13 protein-coding genes and 1 pseudogene are annotated in these 12,921 nt (G+C 40.6%); 7 read left to right on the top strand and 7 right to left on the bottom strand.

The genetic code is table 11. The annotated features are described in order from the left end of the window. Positions 1–14: 14 nt before the first annotated feature. From K2P83_RS07715 to K2P83_RS07705, 3 genes are all read right to left on the bottom strand, one after another. Positions 15–677: a response regulator gene (locus K2P83_RS07715; protein WP_292927911.1), complete on the bottom strand. Its 663-nt coding sequence runs from the start codon at positions 675–677 to the stop codon at positions 15–17. Then, positions 674–2,236, bottom strand: coding sequence for a PAS domain S-box protein (locus K2P83_RS07710; RefSeq protein WP_292927909.1), 1,563 nt, complete (start codon positions 2,234–2,236; stop codon positions 674–676). The genes K2P83_RS07715 and K2P83_RS07710 overlap by 4 nt, the downstream gene beginning before the upstream one ends. 83 nt (positions 2,237–2,319) lie before the next feature. Then, entirely contained in the window at positions 2,320–2,547 is a 228-nt protein-coding gene (locus K2P83_RS07705) for a hypothetical protein (protein WP_292927907.1), read from the bottom strand. Between the two features lie 581 nt (positions 2,548–3,128). On the opposite strand from K2P83_RS07705, the gene K2P83_RS07700 reads away from it, so the two are divergent. Then, on the top strand, positions 3,129–3,860 hold the full coding sequence (locus K2P83_RS07700; RefSeq protein WP_292927905.1) for a Crp/Fnr family transcriptional regulator: 732 nt from the start codon (positions 3,129–3,131) through the stop codon (positions 3,858–3,860). A 56-nt stretch (positions 3,861–3,916) separates the two neighbouring features. Further along, the gene (locus K2P83_RS07695) at positions 3,917–4,102 is read left to right on the top strand and encodes a hypothetical protein (RefSeq protein WP_292927903.1); all 186 of its coding nucleotides are present in this window, start codon (positions 3,917–3,919) and stop codon (positions 4,100–4,102) included. Here K2P83_RS07695 and K2P83_RS07690 read toward each other — a convergent pair. Further along, on the bottom strand, positions 4,086–4,286 hold the full coding sequence (locus tag K2P83_RS07690; RefSeq protein ID WP_292927901.1) for a YjfB family protein: 201 nt from the start codon (positions 4,284–4,286) through the stop codon (positions 4,086–4,088). The two genes, K2P83_RS07695 and K2P83_RS07690, sit on opposite strands and share 17 nt — an antisense overlap. Before the next feature lie 283 nt (positions 4,287–4,569). Next, complete coding sequence (locus K2P83_RS07685; RefSeq protein WP_292927963.1) at positions 4,570–5,280, bottom strand: transposase; 711 nt, start codon at positions 5,278–5,280, stop codon at positions 4,570–4,572. Positions 5,281–5,470: 190 nt separating this feature from the next. Here K2P83_RS07685 and K2P83_RS07680 point away from each other — a divergent pair. From K2P83_RS07680 to K2P83_RS07670, 3 genes and pseudogenes are all read left to right on the top strand, one after another. After that, positions 5,471–5,676: pseudogene (locus K2P83_RS07680) on the top strand (IS4 family transposase); the annotation flags it as partial. Between the two features lie 1,037 nt (positions 5,677–6,713). After that, positions 6,714–7,037, top strand: coding sequence for a small metal-binding protein SmbP (smbP, locus tag K2P83_RS07675; protein ID WP_363279449.1), 324 nt, complete (start codon positions 6,714–6,716; stop codon positions 7,035–7,037). Between the two features lie 67 nt (positions 7,038–7,104). Then, on the top strand, positions 7,105–7,599 hold the full coding sequence (locus tag K2P83_RS07670) for a hypothetical protein (protein WP_292927899.1): 495 nt from the start codon (positions 7,105–7,107) through the stop codon (positions 7,597–7,599). 372 nt (positions 7,600–7,971) lie between these two features. On the opposite strand, the gene K2P83_RS07665 is transcribed toward K2P83_RS07670, so the two are convergent. Next, positions 7,972–8,265, bottom strand: a complete 294-nt coding sequence (locus K2P83_RS07665) for a hypothetical protein (RefSeq protein ID WP_292927897.1) — start codon at positions 8,263–8,265, stop codon at positions 7,972–7,974. An 848-nt stretch (positions 8,266–9,113) separates the two neighbouring features. Here K2P83_RS07665 and K2P83_RS07660 point away from each other — a divergent pair. Next, entirely contained in the window at positions 9,114–9,323 is a 210-nt protein-coding gene (locus tag K2P83_RS07660) for a hypothetical protein (protein WP_292927895.1), read from the top strand. A gap of 20 nt (positions 9,324–9,343) precedes the next feature. Beyond that, a complete protein-coding gene (locus K2P83_RS07655; protein ID WP_292927893.1) occupies positions 9,344–10,288 on the top strand; it encodes an FRG domain-containing protein in 945 nt (314 codons plus the stop codon). An 875-nt stretch (positions 10,289–11,163) separates the two neighbouring features. Here the strand turns inward: K2P83_RS07655 and K2P83_RS07650 are convergent. Continuing rightward, on the bottom strand, positions 11,164–12,906 hold the full coding sequence (locus tag K2P83_RS07650; protein WP_292927891.1) for a S8 family serine peptidase: 1,743 nt from the start codon (positions 12,904–12,906) through the stop codon (positions 11,164–11,166). Between the last annotated feature and the right edge of the window lie 15 nt (positions 12,907–12,921).

The raw sequence follows: 12,921 nt of genomic DNA, 5'->3' as shown, positions 1-12,921 counted from the left end.
AGAATGATGATAATTCACGATTCTGGAAAGTTGGATTTTACATTCATTTCGTGAGGAGCTTGGCCTGACGCCAATTGGCATGCTTCGCACAGGCGCCCTAATTCCAGGATATTGGTCATGCCGGTCTTGCGTAATATTCGCGCGCGATGAACTTCAATGGTACGGTAACTTATTCCAAGTTGCAGACCAATTTCCTTATTGGAGTGGCCAACTGCAATCAACGGTAAAATCTCTCGTTCGCGACTGGTCAGATCATTTAGGCGGTTATTTAGCAGTTGTATTGCCAGATCTTTTTCTTTCAGCTTAGCTGTTTCTTGCAACACTGCCTGAATGCGTTTTATTAGCAGATCGTTTGAAATAGGTTTCGTTAGATAATCGATTGCCCCAGCTTTCATTGCACGAACTGTTTGAGGTATGCTGCCATATGCGGTGAGGAAAATAATCGGAAAGTGCATATTGCGACGGTTGAGTTCGGCTTGCAATTCATCGCCATTCATTCCCGGCATGTTAACGTCGAGCAGCAAGCAGCCGTATTCATTCAGAGAGGAAGTTTGCAGAAAGTGCTCGGCGCTTTCAAAAGTCCGACAGGCAAGACCGGCATTTTCGATTACCAGCCTGAGTGCATCGCGTACCGCATAATCGTCATCGACAATAAAAACGCAAGGTTCAGTACTCATATCACAAAGGGTAAAGTAAAGTGGACACTTATACCAAAACCGGCATTTTCCTCAGCCCATATCTTTCCGTTGTGCGCTTCTATCAGGGTACGACTAACGGCAAGACCCATGCCTAAGCCCGCGGATTTGGTGGTGTAGAAGGGTTGGAAAATGAGTTTAAGCGCGGCGGTGTCCTCCACGCCAATTCCACTATCGCATACTGTTACATGCACCCTAGACGGATCATCGGCGCAGCAACGCGATGTGATGGTGATGATTCCAGTGTTTCTCCCGCTTTCTTGCATAGACTCTAAGCCATTTTGCAACAGAATAGTCAGTATCTTTTGGATTTGTAGACCATTGCCCGCAACCAGCGGCAGGCCGTCTGCGAGATCCATTTCGAATTTAAAAGCACCTAAATCTAAATATCCATTCATCTTGATAAAGTCGAGCGCTTCAAGGATTGAATTATTGATATCTATCGTTTCGATGACAGTCTCTCCCTTATGCAATACGCTCATCAGCTGCTGTATCACTTCGCAGGCACGAAGTGCTTGGAGCGAACAATTTTTCAATATGTGAGAGAATTTTTGCGAATCTTTGTTGGCGTTTGGCAGCATAGTCAACGCGAGATCCGTATAGGAGGAGAGAGCGGTGAGTGGCTGGTTCAGTTCGTGCGCGATAGCGATGGCTGTTTGGCTGGCGACGTATAATCGGAATGCTTTTTCCATCGAATCGCGCCGTAAATTCAGCTCTTTTGCCTTCTTGTAGTCCGTAATGTCTAAATTGATACCCAGCATTCGATAGGGATGGTTATTGTGATCGCGCAACAATCCGCCACGGGAGTGAATCCAGCGGTACGAGCCATCCTGATGGCGTAAGCGAAATTCCATATCAAAGACTGGTTGACGTTCGGCGATATAGTTTTCAATAGCTGTTAAAACCGATTCCTGGTCGTCGGGATGCAAGCGGTTCCTCCATTCTTCCCAGCTGTTGGGTATTTCCTTTTCGTCCATGCCGATTTGCTGCTTCCATTCGGACGAAAAGTACAATGTGTGTGATATGAGATCCCAGTCCCAATAACCTGCTTTCACTTCATCAACTATTAGGGCAAGCTGCGCTTCGCTTTTACGCAATGCAACTTCCGTGCGCAATCGCTCAGAAACATCGCGCAGGATGACAGTGAACGTTTTCTTGCCGTTTGTTTCGTAGCAAGATATGGTGGCTTCGATAGGAAATTTCTCGCCATTAGTACGGAGACCTGTCACAGCATACAGTTCGGGTGTGTTATGGTTCGTGGAGCCGGAATAACCAGAAGCATGAATATGCGTGCAGCAGTGGTCGAAGCGAAAGCGTTCCGGGATAAAACGTTCAATGGGTTTTCCGATGGCATCATTTTCCGTACAACCAAACATATCTTCCGCTGCTAAATTGAACACCAGAATAGCTTGATTAGCATCGATTGTGATTATCGCATCTCTTGCCGACTCAACTATCTCGATATAGCGTTTCTGGCTTTTCCACAGCGCCGTAGTTGACCTGCGATGGAGATTGGTTGTGGCGATGATAACAACAGACAAAATGCAAAAGCCTGCGTTTAAAATAAAAGCATCGTAGGGTGCAGAAGCCCAAATCGGAAATAATATAAACGCATTAATCGCAATTAAAGATAAAGCGATGGCACAGATTCCAGGATTTCGTCCGAGCCAGAATGTGGACTGGATAATTGCAAAAAAAATAACATGAATGCCGTGCGCTCGCCAATGACCGGAGTTTTGAGCGTCGCGAGCAAGGCTAAGGTGACTGTCAGCACCGCCAAAGCGTAGTGGAACAAAGGCGGCTGCGTATCGAAATAGAGAAAAGCAGATTGCGTTATTGATTGCTTGGCCATCTATTTTTAGGGGCAATGCTCATTTTATAACCGAAATAAGATTTTCAATTTGATGTTAGGCTAAATGATAACGTCGATCCATCGCAAAAAGTTGTATGCACATAAAAATTACTTACGAAAGAAAGGGATTTTTTCTCAGACTATTATGAATTTGATTTTAATTTAAAGAATTCTATTCGAACTATCCTAGTCTGCACAATAATTTTATCCATACCGTGAAGAATATCAATAAGTATCGATTTATTGGTAAACACCGATCCACTTTCTAAGTAATCAACAAAACATTTGTTGATTTGGCCATAAAGTAGTTTGATTAGAATTTCCCCGTTCTGGCCTTCGCCGCACTGGAGAACCGTACCGTTTAATGGCCGTCTCCATCGCTCGAACATGTTCGTATTTCGCATAAAACCTGCAAGATGCGATTCTCCTCAATACCCAAAGATTAACTCTTAAGTAAGTAGTTGCCCTAATTTTTTCTCAAAGCGCTTCATGTTAAAAATACGACCTTGAAGAACCGTTCTGTTAATAGTGATTTTCCGTCTAATCTAAAATAAAAATAACAACTAATCTGGAGAATAGATATGAATAACTTGAATACTCCTCGGCAAAACTATCTTCTCAACGCCCTGCCAACAAATATTTATGAGCGTATTTCTCCCCATCTGGAGCGGCTTTCGTTGCTCAACGGTAAAATTCTTTATGAACCGGGTGAAGAATTGCCTTACGCCTATTTTCCAACGACTTGTATCGTATCCAAGTTTATTTACACGCAGGATGGCGGGTCTACAGAAATAGCCTCGGTCGGCAATGAAGGCGTCGTCGGTATCTTCCTCATCATGGGCGGGAAAAGCATGCCGAATTGGGCCGTCGTGCGTAGCCAGGGATGTGCTTATCGGCTGCGGAAGCATATATTTTTGCAAGAATTCGAGCATCTTCCTGAGAGACCTAATGATGAGTCGTTACACCATTTAATGCTACGTTACTCTCAAGCGTTGATTACACAGGTAGCACAGACGGCGGTCTGCAATCGGTTTCATTCGATAGATCAAAGATTTTGCCGCTGGCTGCTGACAACCATTGATCGGCAGGTTTCGGACGAGTTGATCATCACACAGGAACTGATCGCCAATATGCTGGGGGTGCGCCGAGAAGGTATCACGGAGGCTACTCAAAAATTACAGTTAGAGGGATTAATTGAACACCACCGTGGCCATATTACCGTGCTAGACCGGGCGGGCATAGAAGACCGGGCCTGTGAGTGCTATCAAGTGGTTAAAGTAGAAACTGATCGCCTGCTCCACTGTGTCCATTAATGTGAGGGCAATCTACTTAGAAAATCGGTGGATGTGGTTGTGGAATTGACATAGCTATGGCATCAGAAGAAAAAATAAGAATCGCCTTGATTGAAGAATTAGCAATATCCTCAGTTGAATCTCCGCAATCTTCTGTGATAAGTAGCCCAATTATTGGATTGATAAACAGAAGAATTGAGCTACAAGCGATAAGTAGCGCTGTAATGGCCGGAAAAAAATATACGACTAAGCGGTGGTATTAATATTTTTTCCAAGATGCGCCGGTAAATTCTGTGTGGAACTATTATCCGGAAGCGCTTCAATCAAAGCGAGAGCACCCGCAGCATTTATATCGATTGCTTTTTTAAGAACTGCAATACCGACTGCCTGATTGGCGCTGGCATCGGCCATTGACGTGGCTACATTTGCTATACCTGTAACATCCATGAAATCTCTCCTTAACTTTTATATTGTATATAGCGGCAAGCAATGTAAAAATTTGAGAGAAATATGTTTTGAATCTCTTTGGGTTATATTCCCCGCCGCTTGCGACGTAGAATATATGGATTTGAGAATATATCAATAAGAATCAATATGTTGATGTTTTGATGTGTCACTTGGTATTTCCGGAAAATATAGGCGGATCATCTTTGATGAACAGGTTTAAGCTGTCCTCAAGGAGGTTCTTTGATTGAATGTACAATTTGGCGCAGTTGCGTATTGCGGGTAGTTATTTTATTTCGAGTTGTAAGATGGGCGGATTCAACTTTGAAGCGCAACTTTTGTAAGGAAGTTTACAGGCAAGTGTTGCAAAGTATGCTAGGTAGAGCTTACTCAGAAATTCAGCAATCAGATATGCGCTGCCAAGTAAGAATTCCGGTTTGAGATGATTTGGCAGGCACGCGCAAGCGGGATTTCTCTGGGCATACTCTTTTTTTATCACCCAGAATGCTATTTTGGCAGTAAGATTTCTTAGACAAATAAAAACCTGCATCAAGATGAGCAGGTTCATAACCAGGAAGATACTATTAATCCATGCGGCAGACGTATCAGCGTGCTTGGCTCGAATACTGTTAAGTCGATATCCATACTCTCCTTGATTAAACTTTCCTTCAATCGGAATGCGCTCGCGATATTCCGGTCGACGTTGTGCTTTTAGGCGCATCAATTCATCTTTGTTTTCAGGTGTAATCTTTGGTGAACGTCCCAGTGGCTTGCCTGTGAAGCGGATGTGATTACGTTCCAGATAGCTGCGATTATCACGTGAACCATATAGCGTGTCAGCAATGACGACTTCAGGATAATAGCCATAACGTTTCTTGTAGGCTTCATCTTGCGCTTCAAGATCATGGCCTTCATGTTGCGCGTTCCAGCGCGGCTTGTCGACATGCGCCAACCCTTTGCTCGTTAGGCTCACGCTAATTTCGGCGCCAAATTCCATTGTTTTACCTTGCTTATCCCTGATAATGGGCCGAAGATACGGCTTACTGACAATGCGACCATCACAGCTGTCTGGTTTTGGTTTTATACATTGCATATTGTTGTTGGTACAGATGGGGCACTACCCAGTAGTGGCGCAACAACCAATTGGGTAACGGTATGGGCGTGCCAAGCGGATATTCCGTTAACACAAGACGCAGATATGGATTGCCATATCGGTTTATGTCTTGGTTGCCATCGTGAAAAAGCAGCTCAATACCGAAGCTTCGCTTACACAATTCTACAGATTTTAAGCCTGACTCTTTTCGAGAAAACACCTGTCGATCAATTGGTTAAAAATGAAGAGGTGAAAGTGAATACCTCAGAGAATTATAATCAACTGAATTTATTCAACTAAATTGCCGGACACTAATGAGATGAACCAACTCGAAAAACCGTGCACTATGATTGCTTTTGGCTGCTATAACGAATCATAGTGCACGGTTTTGGCGTTAATTCACATGTTTACGTGCACTAGTAACAAAAATACAATATTATTAAGTATAGTCATATACTTATGCTTTATGAGCAAGCTCTACGTATCTTTACGCCGAGGCCAATCCGCTGATGTACAACGGACCCTCTGGGTTTGTGGGCGTGGGGTGATCCCGCATCAATGGTTACTGGAATGAAGCAGCGAAACAAAAATTGGAACCAATAAAAGCTTAATCACTCTAATTGGGTGAATCAACTCTCCCTTTTTTGATTCTAACCGCATCAATCAGTGTACAAAATACCAGTGCATAGACGGATGGTTGAATAAATTCCTTTGCCAGTACTCCTCAGGTGCTGGTTTCTTTTTGCGTGTTGTTTTCTTGATGTAACAAATGCCATTGATAAAACGTGGCTACAAAACGTTTACAATTTTTAGAAAAGAAAAAGCACTTAGGATTATTAGTCTCTAAGCACTTGATTTATTGGTGAGTCTGGCTGGACTCGAACCAGCGACCAAGGGAGTATGAGTCCTATTTAATCAATAAGTTACAACACATAACAACAAACTAAAGCAATTCTATCAAATAGTTAATTCAGCACTCTTATTGCTGCTTGTCGTGCTTTTTTCTGGTTTTTTATCTGTGAGTGCCCCACCAGTGCCCCATTATTTACTGCGGGGTAATTGCCCCATCCCTTCTTGTGATAACTTTTTAAAGTTATAGAAAACTGACCACAAAAACCACAATAGCGCCCTGCAATAAGTTACGAATGAGTTGTTTCTAAAAAAACTTTAAACATGATTATTACGAATAGAGCATTTAGCCAGCTTGTTTAAAGCATTAGAATAAATCCATATCTTTATACTTATTTTTTCTCTGTGATTTCGGAAGTTTTAATTATGCTTGCTGACACTGTAAGAGCTTCTGAATTTTGCTTTAAAAAGATTAAAATTATTAAGATATTTTATTCCTGTCTTTTAATCTTTTATTATTCTCTCTATTAGCATGTCTGGCAGAAAACCATTTACATCAAGCGATTAGATATTCTGAGGCTGCAATTATGGCTGATGATGGGAAAACCATCTCGAAGCATTCAGAAATAGCAAAAATTCATGCTCTTTTAGTTCAAAACCAAAAAAATATTTCATCGGCAGATCGTATTCATATGGCCGTTGGGATTGTAAGTTTGGATCAAGCCATTGAGAAAGGAAAATATGAGGCTGATGATTCAGCAAGGAAAGCTGCAAGAACTGCCATGTTTCATTTCAAGGAAGTTAGACAATAAACATTGTTATTTGAAAGGCAGAAACAAACTTTTAATTAAATTGTCTCTATAGTTAGAGGTGAATCCAATGAAAACAGATAAACAAGTAGGAGGAATGTGCTATTCATTGTTTAATCATTTGCAATGTATTGCTGATTTGCATATTCCAGAGATTGATTATGAAACTGCTATGCAGATTCCTGAGAATTCTTATCAATATCATACCGTTGCTTTTTTTCATAACTTGCGCTTAGCTGCTCTTGAGAACAATTTCGCCAATCTTTTGACATGTTGTTACTATGAATCCGAAGATTTTGAACAGTTTCAGCGTTTAACGCCTTTCTTGTGCTCTACAAGTCATTTATTGTGTAGTCATACCTTGCAACCATATCATCAATTAGATGAAGACAAAGTTCTTGATTTTTTCATGCGCTTTGCTGCCAATTTCTCTAAAGAGAATGACTTGGGTCAATTCATTCAATTTAAAATTATCCCTTTCATGCACAGTTTTCAAATACACAAAGAAGAGATAATCCATTTGTTTCCGCAGCAACGGCACGCAATTACCCAATTACTGCATTAACTTTAATCCTTCTTACTTTCAAGAATCGCGCCGCTGACCAGTTCACCGAAGAAACTGAAAAATCTCTGACTCTTTTCACCGGAGAGCTTTTGCATATGGTTGTTTTGGGTGGAGAGATCATGATAATGAATTCGCTTTATCATATTACAGACAATTACGAATCACTGATTTTCATAAATAATGTTGTATGATTCGGCAGATTTTATTGCCGCAGTACAAAAAGCGCTCGGTACGCTGAACGATACTATTCCCTCGAGTCGATATAGCATTGCCCGACTCAGAAAATAGTATGTCTTATAGAGAGGTAACTCGAGTTTTGAATGTATACATGAGCTTATCAAAATTAAAATTGAATTAATAACAGATATTGCATTAATCTTTTGTGTTTTTTCTAATCCTGTCCGCATCATCTTCTATTCGATCGGCCGTATCTTCAGCGGCTTTTCTTACTCGATCCGCATCATCTTCCTTTTTATCCGCTATTGCTTCACCGGTTTTTTCTATAGCTTTTTTATTATCTTTATCTTCCTTTCGTATTTGATCGGCTCTATCCTCTAAGCGATCTGCTTCCTTTTCTGCTGGGTCGCTTGCAGAACAAGCCACACCGGTAAAAATAATTAATAAAATAGCGGTTATTGATGTCGAAAATTTCTTAAATTTAATCATTTTTTAATCTCCAGTTGATTGTACTATTTTTTGGAAGCCTCCATTCTTTATGGTGCATGAATAACTTCCTTGATTAGGATATTTCAATTAAGGACTTTCATCTGTGCGGTAGCATACCTTCGAAGATGGTAGGTGTGGGAATCATTAATTAGTTTTTAGGTTTAATTGGTTATATGTCGCGACGTAAAATAAAACTTATCATTGAATTCAAACTAAATTTAATCCAGAAAGGGGGCACAGCCTCCTGTATTTGTTTCTTTTTATCTAAGAAACCTGCGCTGTTAATCAGATTTAATCAATAACCTGCTTATTGTGGTTTTTGCTGGTTTTTTATCTGTGAGTGTCCTACTAGTGCCCCACAGAATCCAGTCATGTAACAGGCAGGTTGGCAATTTAATTGTGTTGATTTTAGACAATATCTAATTTGTACTATCAGTTTCTACAATATTTATTAAACCTATAGAAATTGACCACAAAAGCCACAGAAGGGTTAAGAAATACCTAATTTATCAGTACGTGGCACCGCCGTCGTCCGGCGCGAAGGGTATGCTCTCGAACTTGAGAGGGGGCATGCTGCCAGAACCCTAACGCGCGGATTATCTTTAATCTGGCTACCTCTTATTGCTGAACGCTTTTTGATGGTTCTTGCCCTTGATGGCTCTCCCATATTTAAAGGGTCATTGATGACATCATCCAACTCCTTAATTCCATCAAGTACATTTTGAAATTGCTCCGTGAGTAAGTCTGATTTTGTCACCATTATTGGAAAAAGAAAAAATTAATATTTTGTCATGAGACTGTTTATATAAATTAAAATGATCATTTACATCATTAAGTAATCAATAAAAATGAGTTCGGATAATAATAGTGACGCAGAAAAGAAACATTGGTCATACGTTGAGCACATGTGGATTACTTATAAAAATAATGATAGCTCTGAAAGAAAAGATTTCTATTCAGACATAAAAGGTGCGAAATATCCTGATGATGCTTTTCGTATACCAGGCTATCAATATCAAATCGCACCAGAGCCTGAGGAATTTTTGTTCAATATCTGACAGTTACAAAGCTGGAGGATTTGTATCGACTTGCACATCGATACGATACTGCAGATCCAAAACCTTTATATCGAGGGCAAAGTAATTACTCATGGAAATTGGAAACACATCTTGAACGAAATGTGCCTGAATCTGTACTTAAGGAAACTGGTTTAGAAAGGTATGAGTTAAAAATCATGACTGAAGCGCAACAAAGGTTTCATGAATTTTTTTCTCAGTTACCAGATGAAGAAGATTATTTATCATGGCTTTCTTTTCTTAGACATAGAGGCGTTCCAACTAGATTACTTGATGTTACTCGATCACTTTATATTGCATGCTATTTCGCTATTCGTGACGCCCAGCCGAATGTTGATGCTGCTGTGTGGATCTTTTCGCCTATGGAAATTAATAGATCATATGATCATAATTGGGACTATAAAGCCAATGATTCATGGCTACGTAAAACAATCTATACTGTAGCTAGTTATAATCAAGATCCATCGTTTCCATTTCCTAAAAATCCATATAAACAATTTTCTCCTCCAACAATCGAAACTCTCAAACATCCCTACATACCCAATAAATTAAATGCTTTGAAAGTGATTGATGCAGCAATGCGGGGTTTTGTAGATAAACCAGGAGTAGCTTTTGTTGAACCTTTTTGGATTTCTCGAAGACTTGTTTCTCAGCAAGGTGCTTTCTTAGCTCCGTTTAACGTTCGATATGATTTTGAGTTTAATTTGTTTCATATGTTACGAATGTTAAAAATTGAAACTCCTGAACGTGAAGTACCTAACGACGATCAAGGACTTTTTGATTTATGGCAAAAAGCAAAAATAATTAAACTTCGCATTCCTGCTCATCTTCATGCCATTCTGAAAGTAAAATTAGAAACAATGAATATACGTGAACTTACTTTATTCCCAGATTTAGAGGGTACACTTTTACATCTTTCCTCAATAATACCTAGAGAAATAAAATAACCATGTTCTAATCATGAAATAAGATACTGAAGTTGAAAATATTTTTTAGCCTGGAGCTAAAACCATGGGCGCAACGCCGACCGGCGCGAAAAATATGACCCAGAGCTCGATAATCTTTATTGGTTTATCCGCTACACGCGCAAAAAATCAGTTAAGCGTAAATATTATCGGTATGTTTACAAAATTACAGGATGAAATGACCGGGCAATTTTATTGTTGCTGGGATTGGTGGATTGTCGCAGAAAAATGTCCCGCTAGTGCCCCATAAAAGAAAAAAGCACTTAGTAAGTTTCACTAAGTGATTGATTTGTTGGTGGGTCTGGCTGGACTCGAACCAGCGACCAAGGGATTATGAGACACAATTTCTACATTAGATATATTTAAATAACAGTCACTTACAGCGCTTGCAATAGTTAGAATCAATGTCACACAACTATAATTTATGCCATTTGTATCATTCCTTGACACAAATTTGTCACAATCAATTTTGTGCCATATTTTCTCCTTTAACTATAGGTAGAATCTAAAGCTAAGGAATCAACAAGCATCTTAACTGAAAATTGTTATTGCCGTTTTTACAGACACCACTTCGAGTTCTGTAAATAACTGTATGCAAGAAGAATATTGAGAAAATAACAATAAGTAGAAGTGGTTGCATTATTTTTTTGTCCAATCTCAATATATGGCCTTATAGGTTGTTTTTGAACCAGGCTCATCATCAAACCTGCCAAGAATGAGTATTGCCCAACTGAGCGGGCAGAGAGCAATAAGTCAATACTAAATTCATCGCTGCCATTGTGGAATCTAGCTTGATTACTACCTTCGGCATTCACGATTGCTGACCCGCCATCTCCATTTTAATTGTTACTTTTTAACTACCATCCACATGATGCACCACCGCTAACTGAAAAAGAGGTTCTTCTTAAGGGTGATGAACCACCGGCAAGGCAAGGCATTCCCACCCCGATCCGTTCTGATGCGAACGCCATCGGTTTAACCATACGCTTTAGACAATCGTAAATATAGTCAACTCTCGTTGCAGTACGTGACATGTTATTCGACTCACCAAGATATAAAGCGGCCAAACCAGTCAAGTGGGGCGCGGCCATTGAGGTCCCGTCTAGCACTTTTATTCCGCCTCTAGGGACTGTGGAAATAATACCAACACCTGGGCCGGCGAAATCGATACTATTTCCAAAACATGTAAATGATGGCGAAAAGAACCCTTCAGCTTCAGACAAGTTCGGAACGAAAGTATTAGCAGAAACCGAGTCTATCGGGAGGTAAGCTTTGTGCCCAATTGCACTTACCGCGATGGATGTCGTTAAATTGGCAGGAAACTGAACCGCATCCCCAGAGTTACCGGCTGCAACAAAGCAGGCGATCCCATCATTCTTGGCCTTATTAATGCATTCCGCTATATCATTTGAAAAATCTTTTGATCCCAAGCTCATATTTATAATATCAACCTTATCGGCTATAGCAGCTTCAAGTGCAGCCCCCATAGTAAAGAAGTCACCCTGAGGAAAAATCTTATAGATATACAGTTCAGCCTCTGGCGCAACTCCACGGAATGACAGTCGGCTTCCATCAGAATATCTTGCACCAATGATCCCTGCCACATGGGTACCATGACCAATCTCATCAATCTTCCAGCTTTCGGCACTGCCGCCGCGATTAAAGTCAACGCCTTTTGTTACATGACTTAGCATCTGATGAGTAGCATCACACCCAGAGTCGATTATTCCAATTTTCACCCCTCGACCAACCAAGCGACTCTCATCAAACACACCGAGCTTTCCAACTCCCCAGCTGAGAGCGCCTGAAGCATAAAGATTCTTGTCAAAATCCGCGTAACTTTGAACCCTGATATTATTTATTTTTCCAGCTTTAAATATGGGGTTTCTGACTATCTTGCTCCAATGCATGGATTCTGGTTCGATAACAAGCCCAGCAATCGAGGCAATCATAGCTTCCGGCAACTGAAAACTTGCTACACCGTCTTCATTCGTAATTCCAACAATGGGAACAAGTTGCAAAGGGGTGTACAGCTTCACCGACGAATTAGACAAAGGTTTTCCGGATTCACCAAGAATGCAAATATCTAATCTACCGGATGCTCCCCCATCAGATACTTGTACAAAGGTCTGGGCACTGAACAAACTAGTTATACTCTCCGAGCAAGTTATCCGAAAATTTTCATCTACCCAAATCGGGCTTGTCGGCAGGGTTGATTGATTAACAAACTCTCTGCCTTTTTGTGGGTCAATTGAGACTAGTAAAGCAGCAGTTTCTCCATCGACAGCCTGAGTATCTATCCCTATCTTTTTGCGAACATTCACGATTTCGATGTCTAGACCAGCATAAGCTTTTAGGTCTTTAACTAGGTTTTCTCCATTTGCAAGCATCTGAATAGCTGCTTGGCCATGTGTTCGCTTCGGTGAAATGATAAACTCTTGCGGCCTTGACTGAATAACCTCGATTTGTAATGTATCATCTACATTTTTTGTAGGCTTCGCATCTAGTGTGCTGGATATTTCTGAAACATCCTGATTTGCGACAAGATCCGATTCAGTTTTTAATTGATCAGATAGCTTATCTTTTTTGTTAGAGGACATGATCATTTCCCATTT

The organism is Nitrosomonas sp. (assembly GCF_019752415.1).
Classification (GTDB): domain Bacteria; phylum Pseudomonadota; class Gammaproteobacteria; order Burkholderiales; family Nitrosomonadaceae; genus Nitrosomonas.
Note: the sequence above shows the minus strand (reverse complement) of the source record. Positions and strands in the feature narration are given on the sequence as shown.

What these genes read in the sequence shown, in the direction of transcription:
- K2P83_RS07715 (WP_292927911.1), bottom strand. Translation starts at nt 677, where the DNA reads ATGAGTACTGAACCTTGCGTTTTTATTGTCGATGACGATTATGCGGTA.
- K2P83_RS07705 (WP_292927907.1), bottom strand. Translation starts at nt 2,547, where the DNA reads ATGGCCAAGCAATCAATAACGCAATCTGCTTTTCTCTATTTCGATACG.
- K2P83_RS07700 (WP_292927905.1), top strand. Translation starts at nt 3,129, where the DNA reads ATGAATAACTTGAATACTCCTCGGCAAAACTATCTTCTCAACGCCCTG.
- K2P83_RS07695 (WP_292927903.1), top strand. Translation starts at nt 3,917, where the DNA reads ATGGCATCAGAAGAAAAAATAAGAATCGCCTTGATTGAAGAATTAGCA.
- K2P83_RS07690 (WP_292927901.1), bottom strand. Translation starts at nt 4,286, where the DNA reads ATGGATGTTACAGGTATAGCAAATGTAGCCACGTCAATGGCCGATGCC.
- K2P83_RS07685 (WP_292927963.1), bottom strand. Translation starts at nt 5,280, where the DNA reads ATGGAATTTGGCGCCGAAATTAGCGTGAGCCTAACGAGCAAAGGGTTG.
- K2P83_RS07670 (WP_292927899.1), top strand. Translation starts at nt 7,105, where the DNA reads ATGAAAACAGATAAACAAGTAGGAGGAATGTGCTATTCATTGTTTAAT.
- K2P83_RS07665 (WP_292927897.1), bottom strand. Translation starts at nt 8,265, where the DNA reads ATGATTAAATTTAAGAAATTTTCGACATCAATAACCGCTATTTTATTA.
- K2P83_RS07660 (WP_292927895.1), top strand. Translation starts at nt 9,114, where the DNA reads ATGAGTTCGGATAATAATAGTGACGCAGAAAAGAAACATTGGTCATAC.
- K2P83_RS07650 (WP_292927891.1), bottom strand. Translation starts at nt 12,906, where the DNA reads ATGTCCTCTAACAAAAAAGATAAGCTATCTGATCAATTAAAAACTGAA.